The organism is Embleya sp. NPDC050493 (genome assembly GCF_044458105.1).
Taxonomy (GTDB): domain Bacteria; phylum Actinomycetota; class Actinomycetes; order Streptomycetales; family Streptomycetaceae; genus Embleya.
On record NZ_JBITHP010000003.1, the window covers coordinates 106,029 to 125,036 of the forward strand.

The window sequence follows — 19,008 nt, forward strand, 5'->3', positions numbered from 1 at the left end:
ATAACTCCCCCCCCACCATTAAACCCCCGGGGGGGGGCCCGGGGGCCCACCCAGCCCCCCGGGCCCGCCCACGGCGCTCTCATGTCGGCCGCCGGGACGTCTCCTGTCGGGCAATCGCCGGCGCAACTGCCGCAGCGGACCGCCGAGAACGCCGAGCGGGATTGCCGGATTCCGGGTATCGCAGCAGCGGCAGAACGATGTCGAAAGTTACCTTTCAGCCGTGGCCACGGTCCACGAGCCTCCGGACCACGCGGCAGCCCCGCGCCCTTGCCCGAGCCCCCGGACCGACCGCAACCGGCTTCATCCGCAGGCGCCAGGTACGAGGTGCCCAGTGCACGGCGCCCCGGGCCGCCGTACGGGCCGCGCCTACACGCGTGAACCCGCGCCGCGTGAACCCGCACGAACCGCACACGAGACCCACACAAACTCGCGCGAACTCACACTAATTCGCGCGAATCAACGCGACTCGTGCGGAAATGCCCCGCAGCCCGTGCACTCCACTCGACACTCCGAACCGGCAGCCCGAATAGGCTCGTTCATCAACAAAAGATATGAAACACGGCAAATCATCCCGCTTGCCGCCCACTTCGCAACGGCCCGCTCACGCATCGATCCTTCGCCCGACCCCGGCACCGGACCTCGAAGCCGCCCAGCGGCCCCCTGACGGCACGTTGATCGGCCGGCCACCTCGCCGGCCATCCACCACCGCCAAGACGCTCAGAACGCCGCCTGGAGGGTTCGGAGCGCCCCTTCCGCGGCTCCGGCGGCCGACTCCCGGTCCTCGCGGCAGTCCGCGCAGACCCCGTCCTCACGCAGGCCACGAACCGCCCGGTCGCAGTCGTCGCAGGTCCCGATCGGCGCCGGAGCCGTCGGCCGGGCCTCCGCCACCCTCGCGACCGCAGCAACCGCCGCCGCCTGCCGAGCCCGGTGCGCGGCCCGCCGTTCGGCGCCGAAGCGCTCGTCCGCCTCGGCCCGCCGATCCTGGTCCTGCCGAGCGCAATTACGGCACGCGAACGGGTCCCCGTCCACGCCCGCCCCGGGACCGGCCGTGGGCAGCCACAGGCGGCCGTCCTCGCAGTTCGGGTCCTCGCACCCACGCCGGGCCAGTCCGCGGCCTCCCAGCCAGCCCACAGGGCTCCTGACGGCCCCTTCCTGGGTCCGCCAGCGGTCCGCCAGCCGGGCGAACACCCGATCCGCGTCGCCGACTTCGGCCACGGCCCGATCGACCAGACCTGCGGCCACGACTCGCTGCCCGGTGCTCATCCTGGCCACCAACGGCTCGATCCCGGCGAACGCCTTCGCCGCCGTGGCGGAGATGGTGGTCCGGTGGTTCGGCGTCGGTGCGGGGCGAGTTCGACGGGGTTCCGCCGCAGGCGTCCCGGACGCAGGTGTCGCCGGCAAGGCCGTTTGCGGGCTCTTCGCGGGCTCGTGCCCGTTTACCACGGAAGACGCCCTTCGGGCGGAACCCCCCTGGGAGTCCGCGTTCATCTGTAGGTCAATCGGAGTGTCTTCCTTATACGTGACGGAGGTCCCAACCCCCTGCGGACCCGACGTCCATTGACCCTCCGCACCTAGGCTCCGACCTGCCGAAATGCCGTTCCCGGCGGGCTCGGAGGAGCCCTCGGCGCCCACTCCCGAGGGGACGTTTCCGGGTGTCGCGGAAGTCACCCGCATCTCCCCCGCGGTCACCGCGCGAGTCGTCTCCGCAACCTCGTTCCCGGTCTCGTTCCGGACCTCGACGCCGGCCTCGATCTCGATCTCGATTTCCTCGCCACCATGCGCAGACGCACGACCACACGTGACGACACGCGCTCCGTCGGTAGTCCAGTCGGCATTCCGGTCGGTCGTCTCCGCACGTGTCGCGTGCTGCGCCCCGACGGCGTCGACCTCGATTCCGCCCGCCGCTGCGTACTCGGTTGCGTACTCGGCGTACTCCTCGGTCACCACTGGGCCCACCAAGCCGGGATGCCCGGTTGCTCCCGCTTCGCCGATCCCCCCGGCCCCACCAGTCCCACCGGGAAATTCCGCAGCGAAGATGTCGACCGGCTCGACCGCCTCGGCCTCCACACCGGCGTCCACGCCGGCGGCGGTCGGCTCGTGGTCGCTCGGGTGCTCGAAGGGTCGAAGCGGTACGAGCATGTTGCGGCCCTGCCATCCCTCGCGGCGGCCCACCTCCACCCAGCCCCAGCGCTCCAGGTCGGCGACCACGCCGCGGGCGGCGCGCACGCTCACCGGCTCGCCGATCCGGCGGCCGGACTGGTGCCGCAGCACGTCGGCGAGCTCGGCGTAGGTCAGGTGGTGGCCGCGGGCGCGGGCGTAGCAGATGACCGCATACGCCCGGGCATGCCGGTGCGGGACCGCGCCCAGGAGGGCGACCGGCACCATCACCCACGGCTCGCCCTTTTCTGGTGTGCGCAGTCGGCGGACCGCCGAAGTTCCGGTGCCGGAGGGCTTGGTGCGGCGTACGACGGTGAGTTCCTCGCCTGCGGTGAGCTGCTTCTGCGCGGCGTACAGGGACGACGGGGCCTTGAGGGCGATCCGGCCGTCGGGCTGGGTCACCGAACGGACGGTCAGGCCCAGGTAGCGGGCGATCGTGGTCAGGTCGGCGATGCAGCCGGGCTGGTTGGGGCCGGCCGCCAGGTGGCCGACCTTGGCGGCGAAGACGAAGGCCAGGTCGCTGTACGCCTCGCCGGTCACCACCCGCAGCGGGACCTTGACCGAGGCCCGGCGGACCGAGTCCGGCATGGTCGGATCGACGCCTCGGGCGCCGCCGACGCGAACTCGCGCAGCGCGCAAGGCGGCACGGACCCGAGCCTGCATCGTGAATCCAGAGGATTCGGGCACACTTGAAGAGGGCAAGGACCTGGCTGAAGACAGCACTGGGCCTGCCTCGGGGATCGCAGGTATGATCTGCTCCTGAAGCTGGTGAAGAGAAAGAGGTAGGGGTGACCCGACCGTTCGGCGCGTGGAAGTACCGGAACGGCTGGGTCTCACTGTTCGGTTGTGTAAGCGGCTGACAGGCCTCCTTTCTCCGACGGCGCCCCTAGGGGCGCTGAGCTGCGAGCGAGTGGACTAGGGCTGGACTCCTAGGCCACTCGCTCTGCTTTTGGGGCAGAACTTCCCGAGCGGTGGTCAGGCGGCACCGTGGCGTCGTCCGACCTGCTCCTGTTCGGCGGCGAGGGCCCGCAGAGCCTGCTGGGCCCACGCGCCGAGCGTGAGGTACTGGTAAGGCGTGTTCTCTTCGACGAACCGCAGCGCGAGAGCGGCGTGTTCGCTCGGTCGAACGGCCAGGTCGGCTCCCGAGGGATGCACGTAAAGGCCGGTCATCGGGTCGACATCGGCGAGATCGCCCACTCGTGAGTGCTCGATGGCCAGGTGTTCCCACAGGCGCAGACGTTGTGGCGTGTTGCGCGCATAGTTCTCGCCCGGCCAGCTGATCCTTCGCAATGCCTCGAAGGTGAGCAGGGGCAATACGTCGCTGGGCGAGAGCACCGTCGGGTGCAGCACGTTTCGGTCCCGTGCCTCGTAGCCCACCTTGCTGGGCAGACCCGCGATGGCCGCGAGCCTCGCCACGGTCCAACGCTCCCGGGAAGTGGCCATGACCGTCCTTTCGTGTCAACGACCGAACCCTATCGCGATCTCCGGCAAATAACTTCCTGTCAGGAGAGTCGGCGTGTCGCGCATCGCGATGTGGCCGTCACGAGAACCGCGCAAAAGCCCAGAAAATAAGGCATTGCCGTTGTGTTCGATCTGCATGTTGGAAGATCCGCCCCGCACATCCATCCCCTGTCACGCATGAATACCCAGGCGCCGAGTGTGTGCTCCGTTGCGTGATCCAGTGCTTGAGCGAGCGCCTGATCCACCGTTCGGACCATCGTTCGACCGGCCGTTCCAGTGCGCCGACGCGCCGTCGTGAGACCCGCCGCGAGATCTACCGGCGGGTCCACCGCGCGGGCCGCCGTTTCGCCCGTCGCTCCGACCGGCCGCCCACGTCTCCGTGCATCCGTCGCCCGCTCCGCACAGCCGCCCACACACCCGCACATACAGCCATGCGTCTTGACGAACGCGTTGGGACTCAGAAAGCCATGCATGTACATGGACATCACGACGCACACATCAACGGACACTCTCCCGTGCGGATTACCGCACAGCTCGCCATGCAAGTTGCAGGTCAATAGCTGTTTGAGAGGGATTGAGGGACGGCCGTGCATACACAGGAGCGCGAGCCGGCACGGCGCCGGAACGTGGTCCTGGTCGGTTGTTCCTTGCGCCGATTGGCGACGGATTGTCGGTATCGGGTGGGCTCCGGTGCGATGCGAGCAGTGCGAGAAATGGGAGGGGATCGTCTGGAAAGGCATGTGGATTCGCCTTCACGCCGGATGTGCCGGTGGCGCGGAAAGGATGCGAAAGAGCACGGGAAGGGCGCGGCGATGGTGCGGTGGCCGTGCGGTGGTCGTGCGGTGGCCGTGCGGTGATTGTGCGGAAGGGGCGCGGGGGGACCGGGCGGCGCGGGGATCGGAATGCGGAGGGGGCGAGCAGCAGTGGCGGCACGGGCCGATGATCGCGCTCTGTGATCTTCGGAACACGTTCGGTGGACCCCGGCGTCGGTGCGAAAAGAGCCCAATGCGATGCTTCGAGGCAGCCGCCGTGCGGGGCGGTTGTCGATGATCGGAGTGTTCATGACGACTGATGGAGCCGGTTCCCGGCTGGTGTTGTGGGACATCGACCACACGCTGATCGACGGCGGGACGGTGGCCCGACGGGCGTACGCGGCGGCATTTCGTCAGGTGGCCGGGCGTTCGCTGGACCATCCCTGGCAGTTCGACGGACGTACCGAGTTGGCCATGGCGAGTGATGTGCTGCGTACGCACGGGCTGCCGCCGGAGGGCGCCATGCTCGACGCCTTCCTGGACCTGATCATCGCCGAACTGCGGGATCGTGAAGCCGAGTTGGTCGCCGAGGGCCGGGTCCTCGCCGGAGCGTCCGAGGCGCTCACCGCTCTGGGGGCGATACCGGGGGTGTGCCAGTCGGTGCTGACCGGCAACACGTACGCGCTCGCGGTGTTGAAGATGCGGGTCTTCGGCCTTGCCGACCACGTGGACTTCCGGGTGGGCGCGTACGGCGACGACGCCTACGAGCGGGTCGACCTGCCGGCCCGGGCCTTCGCGCGTACCGAGGAGCACCTCGGCCGGCGGCACGTCGGCGCGGACACCGTGATCGTCGGCGACACCCCGCGCGACGTCGCCACCGCCCGGGCCGTGGGCGCGTGGTCCGTCGCGGTGGCGACCGGGACGACGAGCGCGGCGGACCTGGCGGCGGCGGGTGCCGATGTCGTCCTGGCGGACCTGGCCGATACGGACGCGGTGCTCGGCGCGCTGCTGGGTCCGGTGCGGTGAGGGCACGTGCGGGCGGGGTCGGCCGATGCCGACCACCCGGCCACTCGGCGTTCGCCGCTGCGCTCGGTCCGACCGGTCAGGCGGCGCGCATCGGCATCAGCAGGTAGCGGTAGTCCGGGTCGTCGGCGTCGCTCCGCCCGGGGGTGTCGTGGGGGAGGGGCCCGTCGGGTGCGTCGGGTGCGCAGTCCGTCAGGATGGTCGGCTTCGTCGGCGTGCTGAACGACAGGCGTGCGGTCGGCGTGCGGAGCGCGGCCAGGCCGTCCAGGAGGTGGGCCGGATTGAAGGCGACCCTGGTCGGCTCGCCGGTCAGGGCAATCGGCAGCGTCGCGCCCGCCTCGGCCTCGTCGGTACTGCCGGCCTCGACCCGGAGCGACTCCGGCCCGAACGACAACCGGACCGGGGCGTTGGGGGTGACCACGGGCGACACCCGACGCAGGGCCTCGATCAGTGCCGCGGCCTCGATGGTTGCGACGGCGGTCGTCTCGTTGTCGAACAGCCAGTCGTAGCGCGGGAATTCGTGGTCGAGCAGGCGCGTCGTTGCGTGCCGCCCGTTCCCGGCCAGGCCGAGCAGGCCGCGACGACCCGACTCCGGTCCGAGGGCGAGGTGGAGGTCCGCGTCGATTCCGGAGTGTTTCGTCAACTCGGCCAGCATCCTGGCCGGTACCAGGGCCGTCCTGGCCGGATCCTCGGTGACCGGCTGCCAGGGCAGGCGTCGGACCGCCAACCGGTAACGGTCGGTGGCGGCCAGGACCAGTGCGTCGTGTGTCAGGTGCAGTCGGATGGCGGTGAGTACCGGCAGGCTCTCGTCCCGGGCCGCGGCGATCGCGACCTGCGCGACGGCTTCGGCGAAGGCGGCCGCCCGCACGGTGCCCGCGGTCTCCGGGAGCAGCGGCGTGGCCGGGTAGTCGGCGAGGGCCGGCAGCGGCAGCGCGAAGTAGGCGCCTGCGCAGGTCACCCGGGCCCGGGCCGGGTCCACGGTGAGGTCGACCGGTTGATCGCGGGGGAGCGCGCGGGCGATGTCGGCGAGCAGTCGGCCCGGGACCAGGATCTCGCCGACCCTGGCGACCTCGGCGGCGACCTCGATGCCGGCCGATACCTCGTAGTTGTACGCGGAGATGGCCAGGGTGCCGTCGGCCGCCTTGAGCCGAAAGGCGGCGAGAGCGGGGACGACCGGCCGCGCGGGCAGCGCGCGAACGGCCCAGCCGATGGCCTCGACGAGGCGGTCGCGGGTTATCCGTACCTTCACAGTGGCCCTTTCCGGAACTCGACGAGGGGAGGGAGGGGGTGGTGTGGGCGGTGTGCTGGGTGGTGTGCTCGCCTGGTGATCGAATCCTTGTTCGAATGTCGGGGGAGTGAGACTAACGGGGCGCTCGGACAGCCGGCGTCGGGTGAGGACGACCCACGTGCCGTTACAGCCGACGACGGGGGTTGGATCGGGTGCGGATCGAGCCCCGCCGGGCTCGACCGGGTGCGGATGGACGGATGCCGTTCGGCAGGAGGGAGGTTCGACCGGGCGCGGTTCGGCCCGGGGAGGTTTCACCGGACGAGGCTTTGAGGAGACGGCTCGACGGGCGAAGCTCGACTGGCGGGGGCGGGGGCGGGGGCGGGGGCGACGAGCGGCGGGTTCGCGTCATCGACGTTGAGCGGCATGGAGAGGCAGCGAGGGCAGGCTCTCCCTGCGCTACTCGCTGCGGGAGCGTCGCTCTCGGTGGGACGGGAGTGCGCCGCTCGCCATGGAGAGCGCCGCTCTGGGTGGGTTGTGCTGCTCGCGTGTGGGAGCAGTGCTCTCTGTTCGGTGCGCCGTTCGCGGCGGAAACGCATGTCTTGAGTGGTGCGCTGCTCGCTGTGGAGAGCACTGCTCTGGGTGGGATGGGAGGGCACCGCTCGCTACGAAGTGCACTGCTCTCGGTGGGATGCACTGCTGTTGGTGGGTTGCGCTGCTCGCGTGTGGGAGCAGTGCTCTCTGTTCGGTGCACCGTTCGCGGCGGAAACGCAAGTCTTGAGTGGTCCGCTGATCGCCGCGGAGAGCACTGCTCTTGATGTCATGCGCTGCTTGTATGTGAGAGCAGCGCTCTTTGTTCGGTGCACTGCTCGCGGCGGGAGCGCACAGTCTTGAGTGAGCGCTGATCGCTGCGGGGAGCACTGCTCTCGTGGGGATGGGAGGGCACCGCTCGCTGAGAAGTGCACTGCTCTCGGTGGGTTGCGCCGCCCGCGGGTGGGAGCAGTGCTCTCTTTTGGGTGCACTGCTCGCGGCGGGAGCGCACAGTCTTGAGTGAGCGCTGATCGCTGTGGAGAGCACTGCTCTCGTGGGGATGGGAGGGCACCGCTCGCTGAGAAGTGCACTGCTCTCGGTGGGTTGCGCCGCCCGCGGGTGGGAGCAGCGCTCTCTTTTGGGTGCACTGCTCGCGGTGGAAGCGCGCAGTCTTGAGTGAGCGCTGATCGCTGTGGAGAGCACTGCTCTCGTGGGGATGGGAGGGCACCGCTCGCTGAGAAGTGCACTGCTCTCGGTGTGCGCTGCTCGCTGCGGAGAGCGCTGCTCTCGGTAGAGTGCGCCGCTCGTGTTCGGGTGCACCGCTCGTTATCTGGTGCGCTGTTCGTGGTGCGGAGCACCACTCGCTGTGGGACAACATGGGCGCACGACGAAGGGCGGTGGTACGTCGCCGCCCTCCACCGCGCATCACGTGTTCGGCCCCGGTCCCAGCCCAGCGCCAGCCCCAGCCCCGGCCTCAGCGCGCCGCTGGTCCCGCCCCGCTCCCGACCCCGGTCTCGACGTCCACGTCGACGTCGAAACCGGGGCCGGCCGGGGTCACCTCGTTGTGTGGTAGACGTACGCTGCCAGGACGCCGAAGGCCACGAGGGAGAGCAGTCGGGCCTTCACGCGCTGGCCGCGGGTGAGCGGGGCGCTCGGAGGTGCGTACATCGGGCCTCCGCCGCCATCTCCCTGACCGCCGTTCCCTCCGCAGGTCGGGCACGGCACCATCGCCTGCATCCTGCCGGATCCGCCGCATCCCGAACAGGACCAATTGCTGTCCTGGCCCATGCCATTCTGGCCGGATCCGCCGCATCCGTTGCAGATCTGGTCCATTGGGACCCAGCCCTGTCCGAAACAACCCCCGCAGTGCCCCACCCTGTACCTCCTGTGGCGATCCCCCGCTCCCTGGGTCCAGAGCCTGCATGACGGCCTCGCGCAGGTCAACGGACGCACAGGCGGGGACCGGTGAACCGTGCGGGCACACGAGGTGCCGCGGTCGCAACGCGATGTTCTCCCAACGGTGTTCCCTTGGCGGTGACCCTTGGCGGTGACCCTTGGCGTTGACCCTTGGCGGTGACCCTTGGCGGTGACCCCTGGCGGTGACCCCTGGCGCTGATCCTTGGCGGTGGCCCCTTGGCGGCGGTTTCCTGGCCGTGGTCCCGTGTCGGCGCTCCTTCGTCGGCGGCCCCTCGTCCGCTCGGGACCGCCGGTGTTCGCCGGGCGGATGCGTCAGCTCGTGCCGGGCGTCGCGCGTCAGCCCATACCGCCCCAGGTGTGTCGACCCGTACTGTCCCGGCGGGTCAGCCTGTATCGGCCCGGCGGGTCAACTCGTACCGGCCGGGCGGGTCAACTCGTACCGGCCGGGCGGGTCAGCCCGTATCGACCGGGCGGGTCAACTCGTACCGGCCCGGCGGGTCAACTCGTACCGGCCGGGCGGGTCAGCCCATACCGGCCCGGCGGGTCAACTCGTACCGACCGGGCGGGTCAACCGGTACCGGCCCGGCGGGTCAGCCCGTACCGCCCGGCGGGTCAGCCCGTAGTTGCCAGGTGTTCGGCGGACTTTCGGGCGTTGGTGATGGCGTCGGCCAGGTGTGGGTAGGTGAGTCGGCCTGCCTGCTTGACGGTTCGGCCGGCGATCAGGACGGTGTCGACGTTGCCGGCGTGGGCGGATGCCACCACGGCTCCGGCGATGTCGTGGGACGCGCCGACCAGGTTGATCGCGTCCGCGCGCAGCAGGATCAGGTCGGCCTGCTTGCCCACCGCCAGGGATCCGATGCGATCGGCCAGGCCCAGCGCGGCGGCTCCCCCGATGGTCGCCATGCGCAGCATGTCGGTCGCGAACAACCTTGGCCCGTCCGCGAGTTGGCTGGTGAGCAGGGCGGCGCGGAGCAGCGAGAACATGTCGCCCGGACCGCTGGTGACCACGTCGACGCCGAGCCCCGTGACCAGCCCCGTGGCGTGGGCGCGGTTGATCATCGGTGCGCCGTGTCCCATCTGGGCCTCGATGTGCGGCGCGATCGAGAGGGTGCCGCCGGAGTCGGCGATCATCGCGAGTTCGTCGTCGGGGAGCGAGTTGCCGTGGATGTAGAGGGTGCGTGCGTTCAACAGGCCGTGCTCGCGCAGGGCTTCGATGGGACGTTGGGCGACCGGGCCGCTGCCGACGTGTACGGCCAGTGGGATGTCGAGGTCGGCGGCCAGGCGCCAGTCCTGTTCGACCAGGTCGATCGGGGTGTACGACGGGCCGCCGGGGGCGAGCGCGAGGGTGACCAGGTCGTCGTCGCCGGCGAACAGGCGTTTGCGCAGGTCGCGGACGATGTGGGGGTCGCGGGCGGCGGGGTCGAACGGCGGGTGGCCGTAGCCGAACACCGCCCGGATGCCGGCAGCGCGCAGTCCGTGTACCGCCGCGTCGCCGTGTTCGGCGCGGTGCTGGACGTGGGAGAAGTCGTGCACGGTGGTGATGCCCGAGTCCAGGCATTCCAGTGCGCCGACGAGGTTGCCGGCGTACACGTCCTCGGGGCGCATCGCGGGGGAGAGCCGGCCGAGCACCCGGCCGAGGTAGTCGCCGAGGTCGCTGTCGACGGCCACCGCGCGCAGCACGGACTGCCATACGTGGCGGTGGGTGTCGACGAATCCGGGCAACACGATCCGGTCGCGGGCGTCGACGACTTCGGCCCCTTCGGCGGACAGGTCCGGACCGACGGCGGCGATTGCGCCGTGCTCGATCAGGACGTCGGTGTCGGGCCGGGCGGTGACGTGCGGGTCGGTGTCGACGACGGTGCCGCCGCGCAGGAGCAGTCGGGTGGGGGAGGGCGCGGCGGAAGGGGCCGCGGCGGGGATGGGGTGGGCGGACATCAGGGCCTCCGAGAAGGGTCGGGCAGGTGTGGTCGTGTTGGCGATTGGCGGTGCTGCCGGCACCGGTGCCCGCACCGACCCCGGCAGCGACCCCCGCACCGGTGCCGATGCCGGTGCGGGGGCGGTGTCGGGGCTGGGGTTGGGGGCGGTGTCGGCCCGGCGCCGCGCGGTGTCGCATGGGCAGCATCGAGTTCACTTGAAAGCTTTTTAGAAAGCTATCAGGTGTGTGTAATACGCTGTCAAGATGACCGCACCACAGGACCGCGCGAGCGCCCTCGTCAACGCGTGGCAGGCCGAACTGCCCGACGTGCTGGACGCGACGACGGAACTGAGCAAGCGGATCATGTTGCTCGCCGCCGACTTGGACGAGGCCACCCGTCGCGAGCTGCCCGAATTCGGGCTCACCCCGGCCCAGTTCGGCGTATTGGTCGCGCTGCGACGGGCCGGCGCGCCCTATCGGCTCAAGCCCACCGAACTCAGCCGCGCGTTGCTGCTGTCCTCGGGCGGTACCAGCAACGTCACCAATCACCTGGTCGCCGAGGGCCTCGCCGAACGCCTCCCGGACCAGGGCGACGGTCGGGGCACGCTGATCAGTCTGACCCCGCGCGGTGTACAGGTCGCGGAGGACGCGGTCCGCGCCAACGCCGCCGCACACGCCGAGGTCTGGCGCGGCGCGCCGGCGGCTGCGATCGAGGCGGCGACCCTCGCGCTGCGCGAGATCGCCGCGGCGACCGAGATACCCCGATCGACGCGGCGGGCGGTACGCGGGAGCGGGTGAGGGCGGGTCTGCCGGTCAGAAAGGCGCCGGTGGTCGCTGCGGCCGGGGCGGTGGTTGGCGGGGGACCGGGGGTGGGGGCGGCGAGTGCCCCTCGACCGGGCGGCCGTGGTCGGGCTGCGCCGGGTCGACCCGTTGCGCCGGATATGCAGCGGCTGTGGGCGTGGGCATGGGCGCAGGCGGCGTCGAGGGGGCGGCGTACATGGGGTACGAGTGGTGCATCGGCGCCGTCGCGTGCATCGGTCCCATCCCATGCATCGGCGCCGTCGGGTGCATCGAGTGCACCGGTCCCATCCCATGCATCGCCATCGGGTGCACGCCGTGGGCCATGTGGAAGCCGCGTTCGTGCTCGGACTGGAAGGTGGTGATCCGGGCCACGACCGCGATGGCCAGGCCGGCGGCGGGGATCAGTAGCAGGAAGGCCCAGCCCGCCGCGGTGTCGGCGGTGCGGTACGACTCGTGGTAGGCGGTCCAGGCGTCGCTGCCGATCGGGTCGTCGCCGCCGTCCGTCTTGCGACCGATCACGCCGAAGACGATCACGATGTTCGCGGCGACGTAGGCTGCCCACCAGCTCCACAGCAGCGGATGTCGGCCCGGGGTGAGGCCGCCGCGCAGCGGTGCCCGGGGGTCACTGGCCTTCCAGATGTCGTGCGCGATCAGCGGCGGGAACCACAGGTTGACCACCGGGCAGAACCAGCCGCCGATCGCCCAGCCCCTGGAGAGGTGTTGCGCGGACGGCGGGAACACCTCGACGTTGCACCGGGCCCGGTGGAACCAGATGACGAACACGACCATGACCGCGACGATGGCCAGACTCGCCAGCCCCCACCACACGCCGATGGATCGGTTCGCCGCGTCGGGGTCGGCGGACAGCCATCCGCCGTGCAGGGTCTGGTCGACCAGGTTGGCCCGATGGAACAGTGCGATCGCCGCGAGCAGGGACAGTACGGCGGTGACGCCGAGCAGGACGTACAGCGCGGTGGCCAGTCCGCCCAGGGGTCGGAAGACCGGCGCGTACCAGCCCGGCGGCGGCGTCGCGGCGGGGCCGAACCGGGCGAAGCGCAGGTCCAGGGACGATGTCGCGTCCGCGGGCGGGGCGTATTCCTGGTGACCGCAGTTGGTGCAGCGGTCCGGCAGCGTGGATCGGGCGCCGCAGCTTGGGCACAACACGAGTTCGGATCATCCCCCGTCGATGGTCGGTACCGGCCATGCGGGTGGATGGGGCGGCGAGGTCACGGTGGGCGGCCGGCCTCACGTACCCCACATGGCGTAACCGGCATCATGCCGTGCGTATCCCCGCACGTCACGGGTGAGGCCGACGCGAATACGTGCGGTGATCGCAAGCCCGCGTCCCGATGCCCGATTCGGGGCTTGACGGGTGATGTGGCGGGTCTCGATGGTGACGACCGCGACGCAGACCGCGTCGAAGGGAGCGACGGTGGTTACGAGTCGGGCGGGTCAACGGTGTTCGGATACATGCGGGGCCGCGGGGGCTGCGGGCTGTTCGTGCATGGCGGTGTCCGGGTCCGGCAGGGGGATTCCGGCCGCGGTGGTGATCTGTAGGACCTCGCAGCCCATGTGGCGGACGGCGGCGAGGAGGCGGGGGAGGATCAGGTCCGCGTCCTCGGGCGGGAAGTCGACGCGGATCGTGTGTGGGCGGGGCGCCTCGTAGGTGAGCAGCCAGTCGTGGTCCACGGTCGCGAGGTGGTGCTGCCACTCGTCCTCGGCGTCCGACTCCCACCGGCCCCGGTCCACGGTCGGGGCCAGTGCCTCGCGGAGGAGGCGCAGGCGAACGGGGTGGGCGAACCGGCTCTCGGACAGGCGGAGGCATCTGTGGGTGCGTGGGCGGAAGGTGTTGAACCACGGTGCCAGGTCCGGCTCCATGCTCGCGAGCAGGCGGGAGACCAGGCGTCCGTCGGTCCACCTTTCGACGAACTCGGCTGCGCCCATGGGGTGGGTCTCGTACCAGCCCTCGCTGCTCCACACCACGACCGGCCAGTCCTCGGGCGCACCGGCGGTGAGCAGGCACAGCCGGTCGGCGTCGATCGTGGCGCCCCAGACGAGCAACGCGCCCGGCGCCGGGTGCAGGGGGTGGGGGTAGCGCTCCCGATCCCGCGCCGCCGAGTCGGTGGGATGTGCCTTCTGCCACTCGATGCCGTTGTGTTCGTTGTATCCGTTGCGTCCGTTCGTTCCGAACGGCGTGCGGAGATAGAGGACGTCACCGAACTCGCCCCATCCGTACGCCTCGACCAACCACTTGTAGTCATCGGGAAGTCGGACGCCGAGCGCGGTTTCCACCACGGCCCAGTCACCACGGGCATCGACGGGATCGTTCGGCGGCGGCACGAGGTGCACCAGGCGGGGGCGGGCGGTCATGGCACGGGACACGCTATGGCGCACGGCGTCGCCACCGCGGCTCACGAGGGCATGTTGTTCGGGTCGCCATGTCCACGCGCGGCTCCCGGTCAGGGGGTGGCGGAGCGGGCGACGCGGAATCCGACGTCGTCGACGCGGTAGGTCGGGTGGCTGCGGCGACGGGCGGAGGCTCGGCAACTCCAGTCTTCGTCGAACCAACCACCACCACGCAGAACACGGTAGCTGCCGTAGATCTCGGCGTCATAGACGTCCCAGCACCAGTCCCACACGTTGCCGAGCATGTCGTACAGGCCCCACGCGTTGGGTTGCTTGCCGCCCACCTCGTGGATGCGCTCGTCCGAGTTCGCGCGATACCAGGCGATGTCGTCGAGGGGTCCGTAGTGGGGTCCCGTCGTACCGGCTCGGCACGCGTGTTCCCACTCGGCTTCGGTCGGCAGGCGGTATCCGTCGGCGAATGTGTCCCACTCGATACGCTCGTTGCCGTTGTCGCTGTCTTCGTTGTTGCCGTTGCCGTTGCCGTTGCCGTTGCCGTTGCCGCTGTCGGCTTCGATGCGATATGCCGGAGTGAAGCCGTCGCGTTCGGACAGGGCGTTGCAGAACCGCACCGCGTCCCACCAGGAAACGCCCTCGACCGGCAGTTGCTCGCCGTGCGGGCCGCTCGGTCGTAGGCCGGTGACCTCCGCGTACAGCGCCTGGGTGACGGGGAACGCCGCCAGCCGGTAAGGGGCGAGTTCGACCGACCAGCTGCGCCGGGTTCGCCGGTCGGACAGCGTCACGTGTCCGGCCGGGAGGGCGAGCAATGCGAGTCCCGCGCTCGTGTCCATGGTCACGCGATCCTATGGCATCGGGTTCGCGCGAAGGTTCGGCGGCGGGCCGAGCTCGGGCTGCGCCCGGGAGTTGCGCCGAGGCCGTGGCCCGTGGCCCGCGGCTGTAACCGGGCCGTGGGCCCATCCGGCGGATCGGCTCAGGTGGAGGGCTGGGACGAGGTGGGCCAGGGGTAGGCCGGGTCCTCGGTGATCGTCACCTGCTGGGGGGCGCTGCGCGGGAAGGTCCAGATCCGACCCAGGGTGGAGGTGGCGATCAACTGCGTTTCGTTCAGAGTGACTTCGGTGAACGGATTGGACCAGCAGGAGACCGCGAGCCACTCCAGCGAGTCGTCCGCACGGGTCAGTGCGACCCAGCCGATACTGCCGTGGTTCGACGACTCGCCGGCGAGTGCGCGGCTTCCTTCGTGGCTGCACGAGGCGGACGTGCTGTCGACGTCCATCCAGTCGGTGGGTGTCCAGGCGGTGGCCCGGAGTGCCTCCCCCCAATACCACTGCTCGGCGCGCCTGTCGTGGGGTCGGTCGGCGGGGGATACGCGGAGCAGGTCCATCACCGACAACGATCCGTCGGCGAACACGATGAACTCCCCGTACGGCGCCTGTCGCAACTGCCAATGCTCGTGCACCAGCGCGGCGTTGGGTGTGGTGGCATCCGGTGAATTCACGTTCGCCATGATGGCATCGCGGGCGGGCCGGGCGCAGCGGGCCGTCCCGCACCCGCATGCCCCCGTGCCCGCATGCCCCCGCACCCGCACCCGCAAGCCTCCGCATGCCTTCGCGACTTCTACGCCCATGCGCTCCGCGTTGCCCCCGCCGCCGCTCTCGTCAGCTCAGTTCCAGGCGGTCGATCAGACCCGCCGCGGTGAATGCGTCGATCAGGGCGCTGCGGCCCTCGGTGAAGTGGCCCCAGCTGTCGAAGTGGACCGGGACGACCCGACGCGCGCCGAGGATTGTGGTGGCTTCGGCGGCCTGGGCGCTGTCGAGGGTGAGGAGCGCGCCGTCGAAGAGCGGGGTGCGGGCCGCGCCGGCGAACAGGACGGCGGTGTCGACCGGGCCGACGCGTGCGGCGATCTTCTCGACCACCGCCAGGGAGGCGTTGTCGCCGCTGACGTAGACGGTCGGCAGGTCGGATGCGGTCAGTACGAAGCCGACGACCTCGCCCGTGACCGGCTCGCAGCCGTCGGGGCCGTGCTGGGCGGGCGTGGCCGTCACGGTGACGGTGCCGCCGTCCGGACGGGGGAGCTCCACCGTCTCCCAGGGGGCCAGACCCCGGGCCGTGCCGCCGAGCCGGCCCGCGCCGCCGGAGGTGGTCAGGACCAGTGGAACGTCGGCGAGGAGCGCCCGACCGGAATGGTCGAGGTTGTCCGGGTGTTCGTCGTGCGAGAGCAGGACCACGTCGATGGGGCCGAGGTCGGCCGGGTCGATGGCGGCGGGGGCGGTCTTGGTCAGGAAGCGCTCGGTGCCGATGGGGTACTCGCCGGGCTCGTCGAAGGCGGGGTCGGTGAGGAACCTGAGGCCGCCGAACTCGATCAGGGCGGAGGGGCCGCCGAAGACACGGATGTCGATCTGCTCGTTGGTCGCACTGCTGCTGCCGGTCACTGCACACCTCACGGATAATCGCGTCGTTTGCCGTGAGAAACCTAGCCGATTCTCACGGAGAACGGCAAGGCTTGACATGAGAGTCATGACTTAACATGAGAGCCATGAAGGAGAACGTGGCGGGCGCATCCGGTCACCCCGCGTCCGTCGGTCCGCCGCCGGCGCCCGGGGCGGATCGATACCTCGCGCTCGATCTGGCCAACAGCGACCTCGTGTTCCCCGGCGGCCAGGAGCTCGACCTGTTGGGTTCGCCCGCGTCCGCAAAGGAATGGCTGGTCGCGCGGGAACTCGCGCCGCCGGACAGCAGGCTGTACAACGTGTGCGCGGGTCGGCTGCGCGCCCTCCGCGACGTGGTGCGAACACTGCTCTCGTCCCGGATCGCCGATCTCCCGGCGCCGGCCGCATCGGTACAGGCCATCAACGACGCGCTCACCAGCGCCCCGTCGGCCGCACTCCTCTACTGGGACGAGGACCGAGGCCCGTATCGCGCCCAGGCGCACCCCATCGACCAGATCGTCAACCACGCCATCGCGATCCTCGCCGCGGACGCCGCCGACCTGATCACCGGCCCGGACGCCGAACGCTTGGCCCCCTGCGGCGCGACCCCCTGCCGACGCCTGCTCATCCGCACCCACGCCTCCCGCCAATGGTGCTCGACCCGCTGCGGCGACCGCGTCCGCGCGGCCCGCGCCTACGCACGCCGAACCCAGGCGAAGGTGCGAACGGACTGAGCCTGCAGGCCGTTCGGGGTGTGTGGCGGGTGGGGGGCGCGGGGGGCGGGTGAGCGGCGGGACGAATCCGCGGCCCGCCCCGGGTGGGCGCCGATGGTCGATCCACGCACGCCGGGCAATTGCGGTCGATCGAGCCGTGGATGGCGCTCAGGGCTCGGCAGGGGTCGCGGTTGGGGTCGGTTGATCAGGCTTCGTCGAGGGCAGGCGGGGCCTCCGGGTGCGTTGTGCGGCTGAGGAGGCGGTCGGTCAGGTCCGCGAGGTCCGACGGGCGCAGGACCTCGCCGTTCGAACCGGGGAGCGGGACGTGGAGGCGGTCGGTCCAGCGGGTGGGGATGGCGGCCCGGCCGTATCGGGCGCCGGCCAGGGCACCGGTCACCGCCGCGACGGTGTCGGTGTCGCCACCGAGGTCGATCGCGGCGCGGACGGCGTACTCGTACGAGGTGGTGGTGCGCAGAGCCCAGACCGCCGAGCCGAGGCAGGGCCAGACGGCGCCGTTGAACTCGGTCGCGTCGGTGGGGTGCCAGGCCGGGTCCAGGACGGTGGCGTAGCGGTCGTGGTGGTCGGGGTGAATCTCGGCGAGCGTCTCCGCAATCGCGGCCGAGGGGTCGTCGCCGATCAGGGTCACCCGGAGCAACTCGTGGAAGATCGCGGTGCCTTCCCACGCGGCCCGGTCGCCGTGGGTGAGCGCGGCGATCCGACGGGCGGCGGCCATGGTGGCCGTGCGACCGTCGGGCGCGAAGTACACGGCGGGGGTGGTGGCCCGCATCAGCGAGCCGTTCCCGGCCGCGCGCCCGGTGGTCTGGAAGTGCACGCCGGCCGCGAGGTCCCAGGGCATGCCGTTCGTGAGTACGTCCTCGGTCTGGAGGCCGATGTCCTTGGGGTCGGACCGGGCCCAGCGCTGGAAGCGGGCGAACATGTCGGGCAGGTCCAACCCCTCGCGCTCCAGCAGCGAATAGGCCACGTGCACGGCCATCTGGGTATCGTCCGTCGCCTCGCCGGCGCCCCACCCACCACCGCCGCACATCTCGTTCGCGTAGTGCCCCTCGGCGCGCGAACTCCCGGCCGGCGCCTCGGGAAAGCGGGTACCGAAGGCCCCGGCCGACCCGAACTCGAACGGCGCGCCCAACGCATCCCCGACGGCCGACCCGACGACGGCACCGACGGCCCGCTCCCTGATGTCCATGGGGGCAGCGTAGGGGCGCGAGGCGACTATGCCGCGGGCACTGTCCTGTGGGCACGACACGACGGCACGGATCCTGTGCACGGCACGGCCTGTGTACGGCGGCGTCGCACGGCAAGGTGCGGAACCGCGCTCCCGCCCCACGGAACCGCGCCGCACGGCGTCCGGAACGCTGCTTCGGCGCGCGACTCGGGCCGGTACGGTCGTCGATCACTTGCGCACCGACGGCAGGCGGTCGGCTACCGGGAGCGCAGGACCTGGTAGTTCGGGCCCAGGCGGGTGTGGATTCGGGTGAGGTGGGGCGGGGCCGGGTCGATCAGGTAACGGTGGGTGGCCTCGGCGAGGAGCGGGAGGTCGACGGAACTGTCGGTGTAGGCGTGGGTGATGGGATCGGTGATGCCGGCTGCGCGGATGCGGGCGACCTTGCGGGGGCCTCGGCAGGCGGGGAGCGGTCGCATGCCGGCGCGGCTCGGGGTGAGGCGGGAGGCGATCACGTCCACCGAAGTGAGGCCGAGTGCCCGGCAGATGGCGGCGGCCAGGGGATCGGCGCACGAGGTCGCGACCACGACGCGGTCGCCGGCGGCGAGATGGGCGCGGGCCCGGGCGAGGGTGATCGCGACCCGATTGCTCTCGATCGTGCGTTCGGCCGCGAAGTCGGCGGCCAGGGCCTCGAATCGGGCTGCGGGCAGGCCGATGGTGGCGAGCCGGAGAACGAGGGCGAAGGCGTGCCGGCGGGTCGCGTGGAGGGTATACAGCGGGCCGATGATCGGTAGGCACAGCGCCGCGGCGACCATGCGCCACCGGGCGCGGCGCAGCAGTACGCGGGTGAAGTGGCCGAAGGAATCGCCTCTGACGAGGGTGCCGTCGAGATCGAAGACGGCGAGTGGGCGTGGGCCGGGTGGGGCGTGGGTCAAGGGTGGCCTCCTTGCGTGTGACAGCGGCAGCGGTTCCGGCAACATGGCAGTGGCAGTGGCAGTGGCAGTGGTTGCGATTGCGATCCCGCGATCGTGAATCGCATTCGAG

15 protein-coding genes are annotated in these 19,008 nt (G+C 70.9%); 3 read left to right on the forward strand and 12 right to left on the reverse strand.

Features of this window, described 5'->3' with window-relative positions; all coding sequences use genetic code 11:
• Positions 1-717 precede the first annotated feature (717 nt).
• From ACIBM5_RS07285 to ACIBM5_RS07295, 3 genes are all read right to left on the reverse strand, one after another.
• Positions 718-2,745, reverse strand: coding sequence for a hypothetical protein (locus tag ACIBM5_RS07285; RefSeq protein WP_396005853.1), 2,028 nt, complete (start codon positions 2,743-2,745; stop codon positions 718-720).
• A gap of 387 nt (positions 2,746-3,132) precedes the next feature.
• Complete coding sequence (locus tag ACIBM5_RS07290) at positions 3,133-3,600, reverse strand: hypothetical protein (RefSeq protein WP_020554288.1); 468 nt, start codon at positions 3,598-3,600, stop codon at positions 3,133-3,135.
• Between the two features lie 15 nt (positions 3,601-3,615).
• A complete protein-coding gene (locus tag ACIBM5_RS07295; protein WP_391584304.1) occupies positions 3,616-3,756 on the reverse strand; it encodes a hypothetical protein in 141 nt (46 codons plus the stop codon).
• A gap of 923 nt (positions 3,757-4,679) precedes the next feature.
• Between ACIBM5_RS07295 and ACIBM5_RS07300 the strand changes: the two genes are divergently transcribed.
• Positions 4,680-5,396 (forward strand): HAD family hydrolase, encoded by a 717-nt coding sequence (locus ACIBM5_RS07300; protein WP_396005854.1) that lies wholly within the window; start codon positions 4,680-4,682, stop codon positions 5,394-5,396.
• A gap of 76 nt (positions 5,397-5,472) precedes the next feature.
• Here the strand turns inward: ACIBM5_RS07300 and dnaN are convergent, their stop codons facing one another.
• Both dnaN and ACIBM5_RS07310 read right to left on the reverse strand, forming a co-directional pair.
• On the reverse strand, positions 5,473-6,642 hold the full coding sequence (gene dnaN, locus ACIBM5_RS07305; RefSeq protein WP_396005855.1) for a DNA polymerase III subunit beta: 1,170 nt from the start codon (positions 6,640-6,642) through the stop codon (positions 5,473-5,475).
• 2,535 nt (positions 6,643-9,177) lie between these two features.
• Entirely contained in the window at positions 9,178-10,500 is a 1,323-nt protein-coding gene (locus ACIBM5_RS07310) for an amidohydrolase family protein (RefSeq protein ID WP_396005856.1), read from the reverse strand.
• A gap of 244 nt (positions 10,501-10,744) precedes the next feature.
• On the opposite strand from ACIBM5_RS07310, the gene ACIBM5_RS07315 reads away from it, so the two are divergent.
• The gene (locus tag ACIBM5_RS07315; protein ID WP_396005857.1) at positions 10,745-11,278 is read left to right on the forward strand and encodes a MarR family winged helix-turn-helix transcriptional regulator; all 534 of its coding nucleotides are present in this window, start codon (positions 10,745-10,747) and stop codon (positions 11,276-11,278) included.
• Positions 11,279-11,293: 15 nt separating this feature from the next.
• Here the strand turns inward: ACIBM5_RS07315 and ACIBM5_RS07320 are convergent, their stop codons facing one another.
• From ACIBM5_RS07320 to ACIBM5_RS07340, 5 genes are all read right to left on the reverse strand, one after another.
• Positions 11,294-12,445, reverse strand: coding sequence for a DUF4328 domain-containing protein (locus ACIBM5_RS07320; protein WP_396005858.1), 1,152 nt, complete (start codon positions 12,443-12,445; stop codon positions 11,294-11,296).
• 288 nt (positions 12,446-12,733) lie between these two features.
• Positions 12,734-13,651, reverse strand: a complete 918-nt coding sequence (locus tag ACIBM5_RS07325) for an SMI1/KNR4 family protein (RefSeq protein WP_396005859.1) — start codon at positions 13,649-13,651, stop codon at positions 12,734-12,736.
• Positions 13,652-13,740: 89 nt separating this feature from the next.
• Positions 13,741-14,475 (reverse strand): formylglycine-generating enzyme family protein, encoded by a 735-nt coding sequence (locus ACIBM5_RS07330; protein ID WP_396005860.1) that lies wholly within the window; start codon positions 14,473-14,475, stop codon positions 13,741-13,743.
• Between the two features lie 140 nt (positions 14,476-14,615).
• On the reverse strand, positions 14,616-15,140 hold the full coding sequence (locus tag ACIBM5_RS07335; RefSeq protein ID WP_396005861.1) for a hypothetical protein: 525 nt from the start codon (positions 15,138-15,140) through the stop codon (positions 14,616-14,618).
• A 160-nt stretch (positions 15,141-15,300) separates the two neighbouring features.
• The gene (locus tag ACIBM5_RS07340; protein ID WP_396005862.1) at positions 15,301-16,074 is read right to left on the reverse strand and encodes an MBL fold metallo-hydrolase; all 774 of its coding nucleotides are present in this window, start codon (positions 16,072-16,074) and stop codon (positions 15,301-15,303) included.
• Positions 16,075-16,178: 104 nt separating this feature from the next.
• On the opposite strand from ACIBM5_RS07340, the gene ACIBM5_RS07345 reads away from it, so the two are divergent.
• A complete protein-coding gene (locus ACIBM5_RS07345) occupies positions 16,179-16,805 on the forward strand; it encodes a CGNR zinc finger domain-containing protein (protein ID WP_396005863.1) in 627 nt (208 codons plus the stop codon).
• A 184-nt stretch (positions 16,806-16,989) separates the two neighbouring features.
• Here ACIBM5_RS07345 and ACIBM5_RS07350 read toward each other — a convergent pair whose 3' ends face one another.
• On the reverse strand, positions 16,990-17,988 hold the full coding sequence (locus ACIBM5_RS07350; RefSeq protein WP_396005864.1) for an ADP-ribosylglycohydrolase family protein: 999 nt from the start codon (positions 17,986-17,988) through the stop codon (positions 16,990-16,992).
• A gap of 236 nt (positions 17,989-18,224) precedes the next feature.
• On the reverse strand, positions 18,225-18,899 hold the full coding sequence (locus ACIBM5_RS07355; protein ID WP_396005865.1) for a haloacid dehalogenase-like hydrolase: 675 nt from the start codon (positions 18,897-18,899) through the stop codon (positions 18,225-18,227).
• Positions 18,900-19,008: the final 109 nt, after the last annotated feature.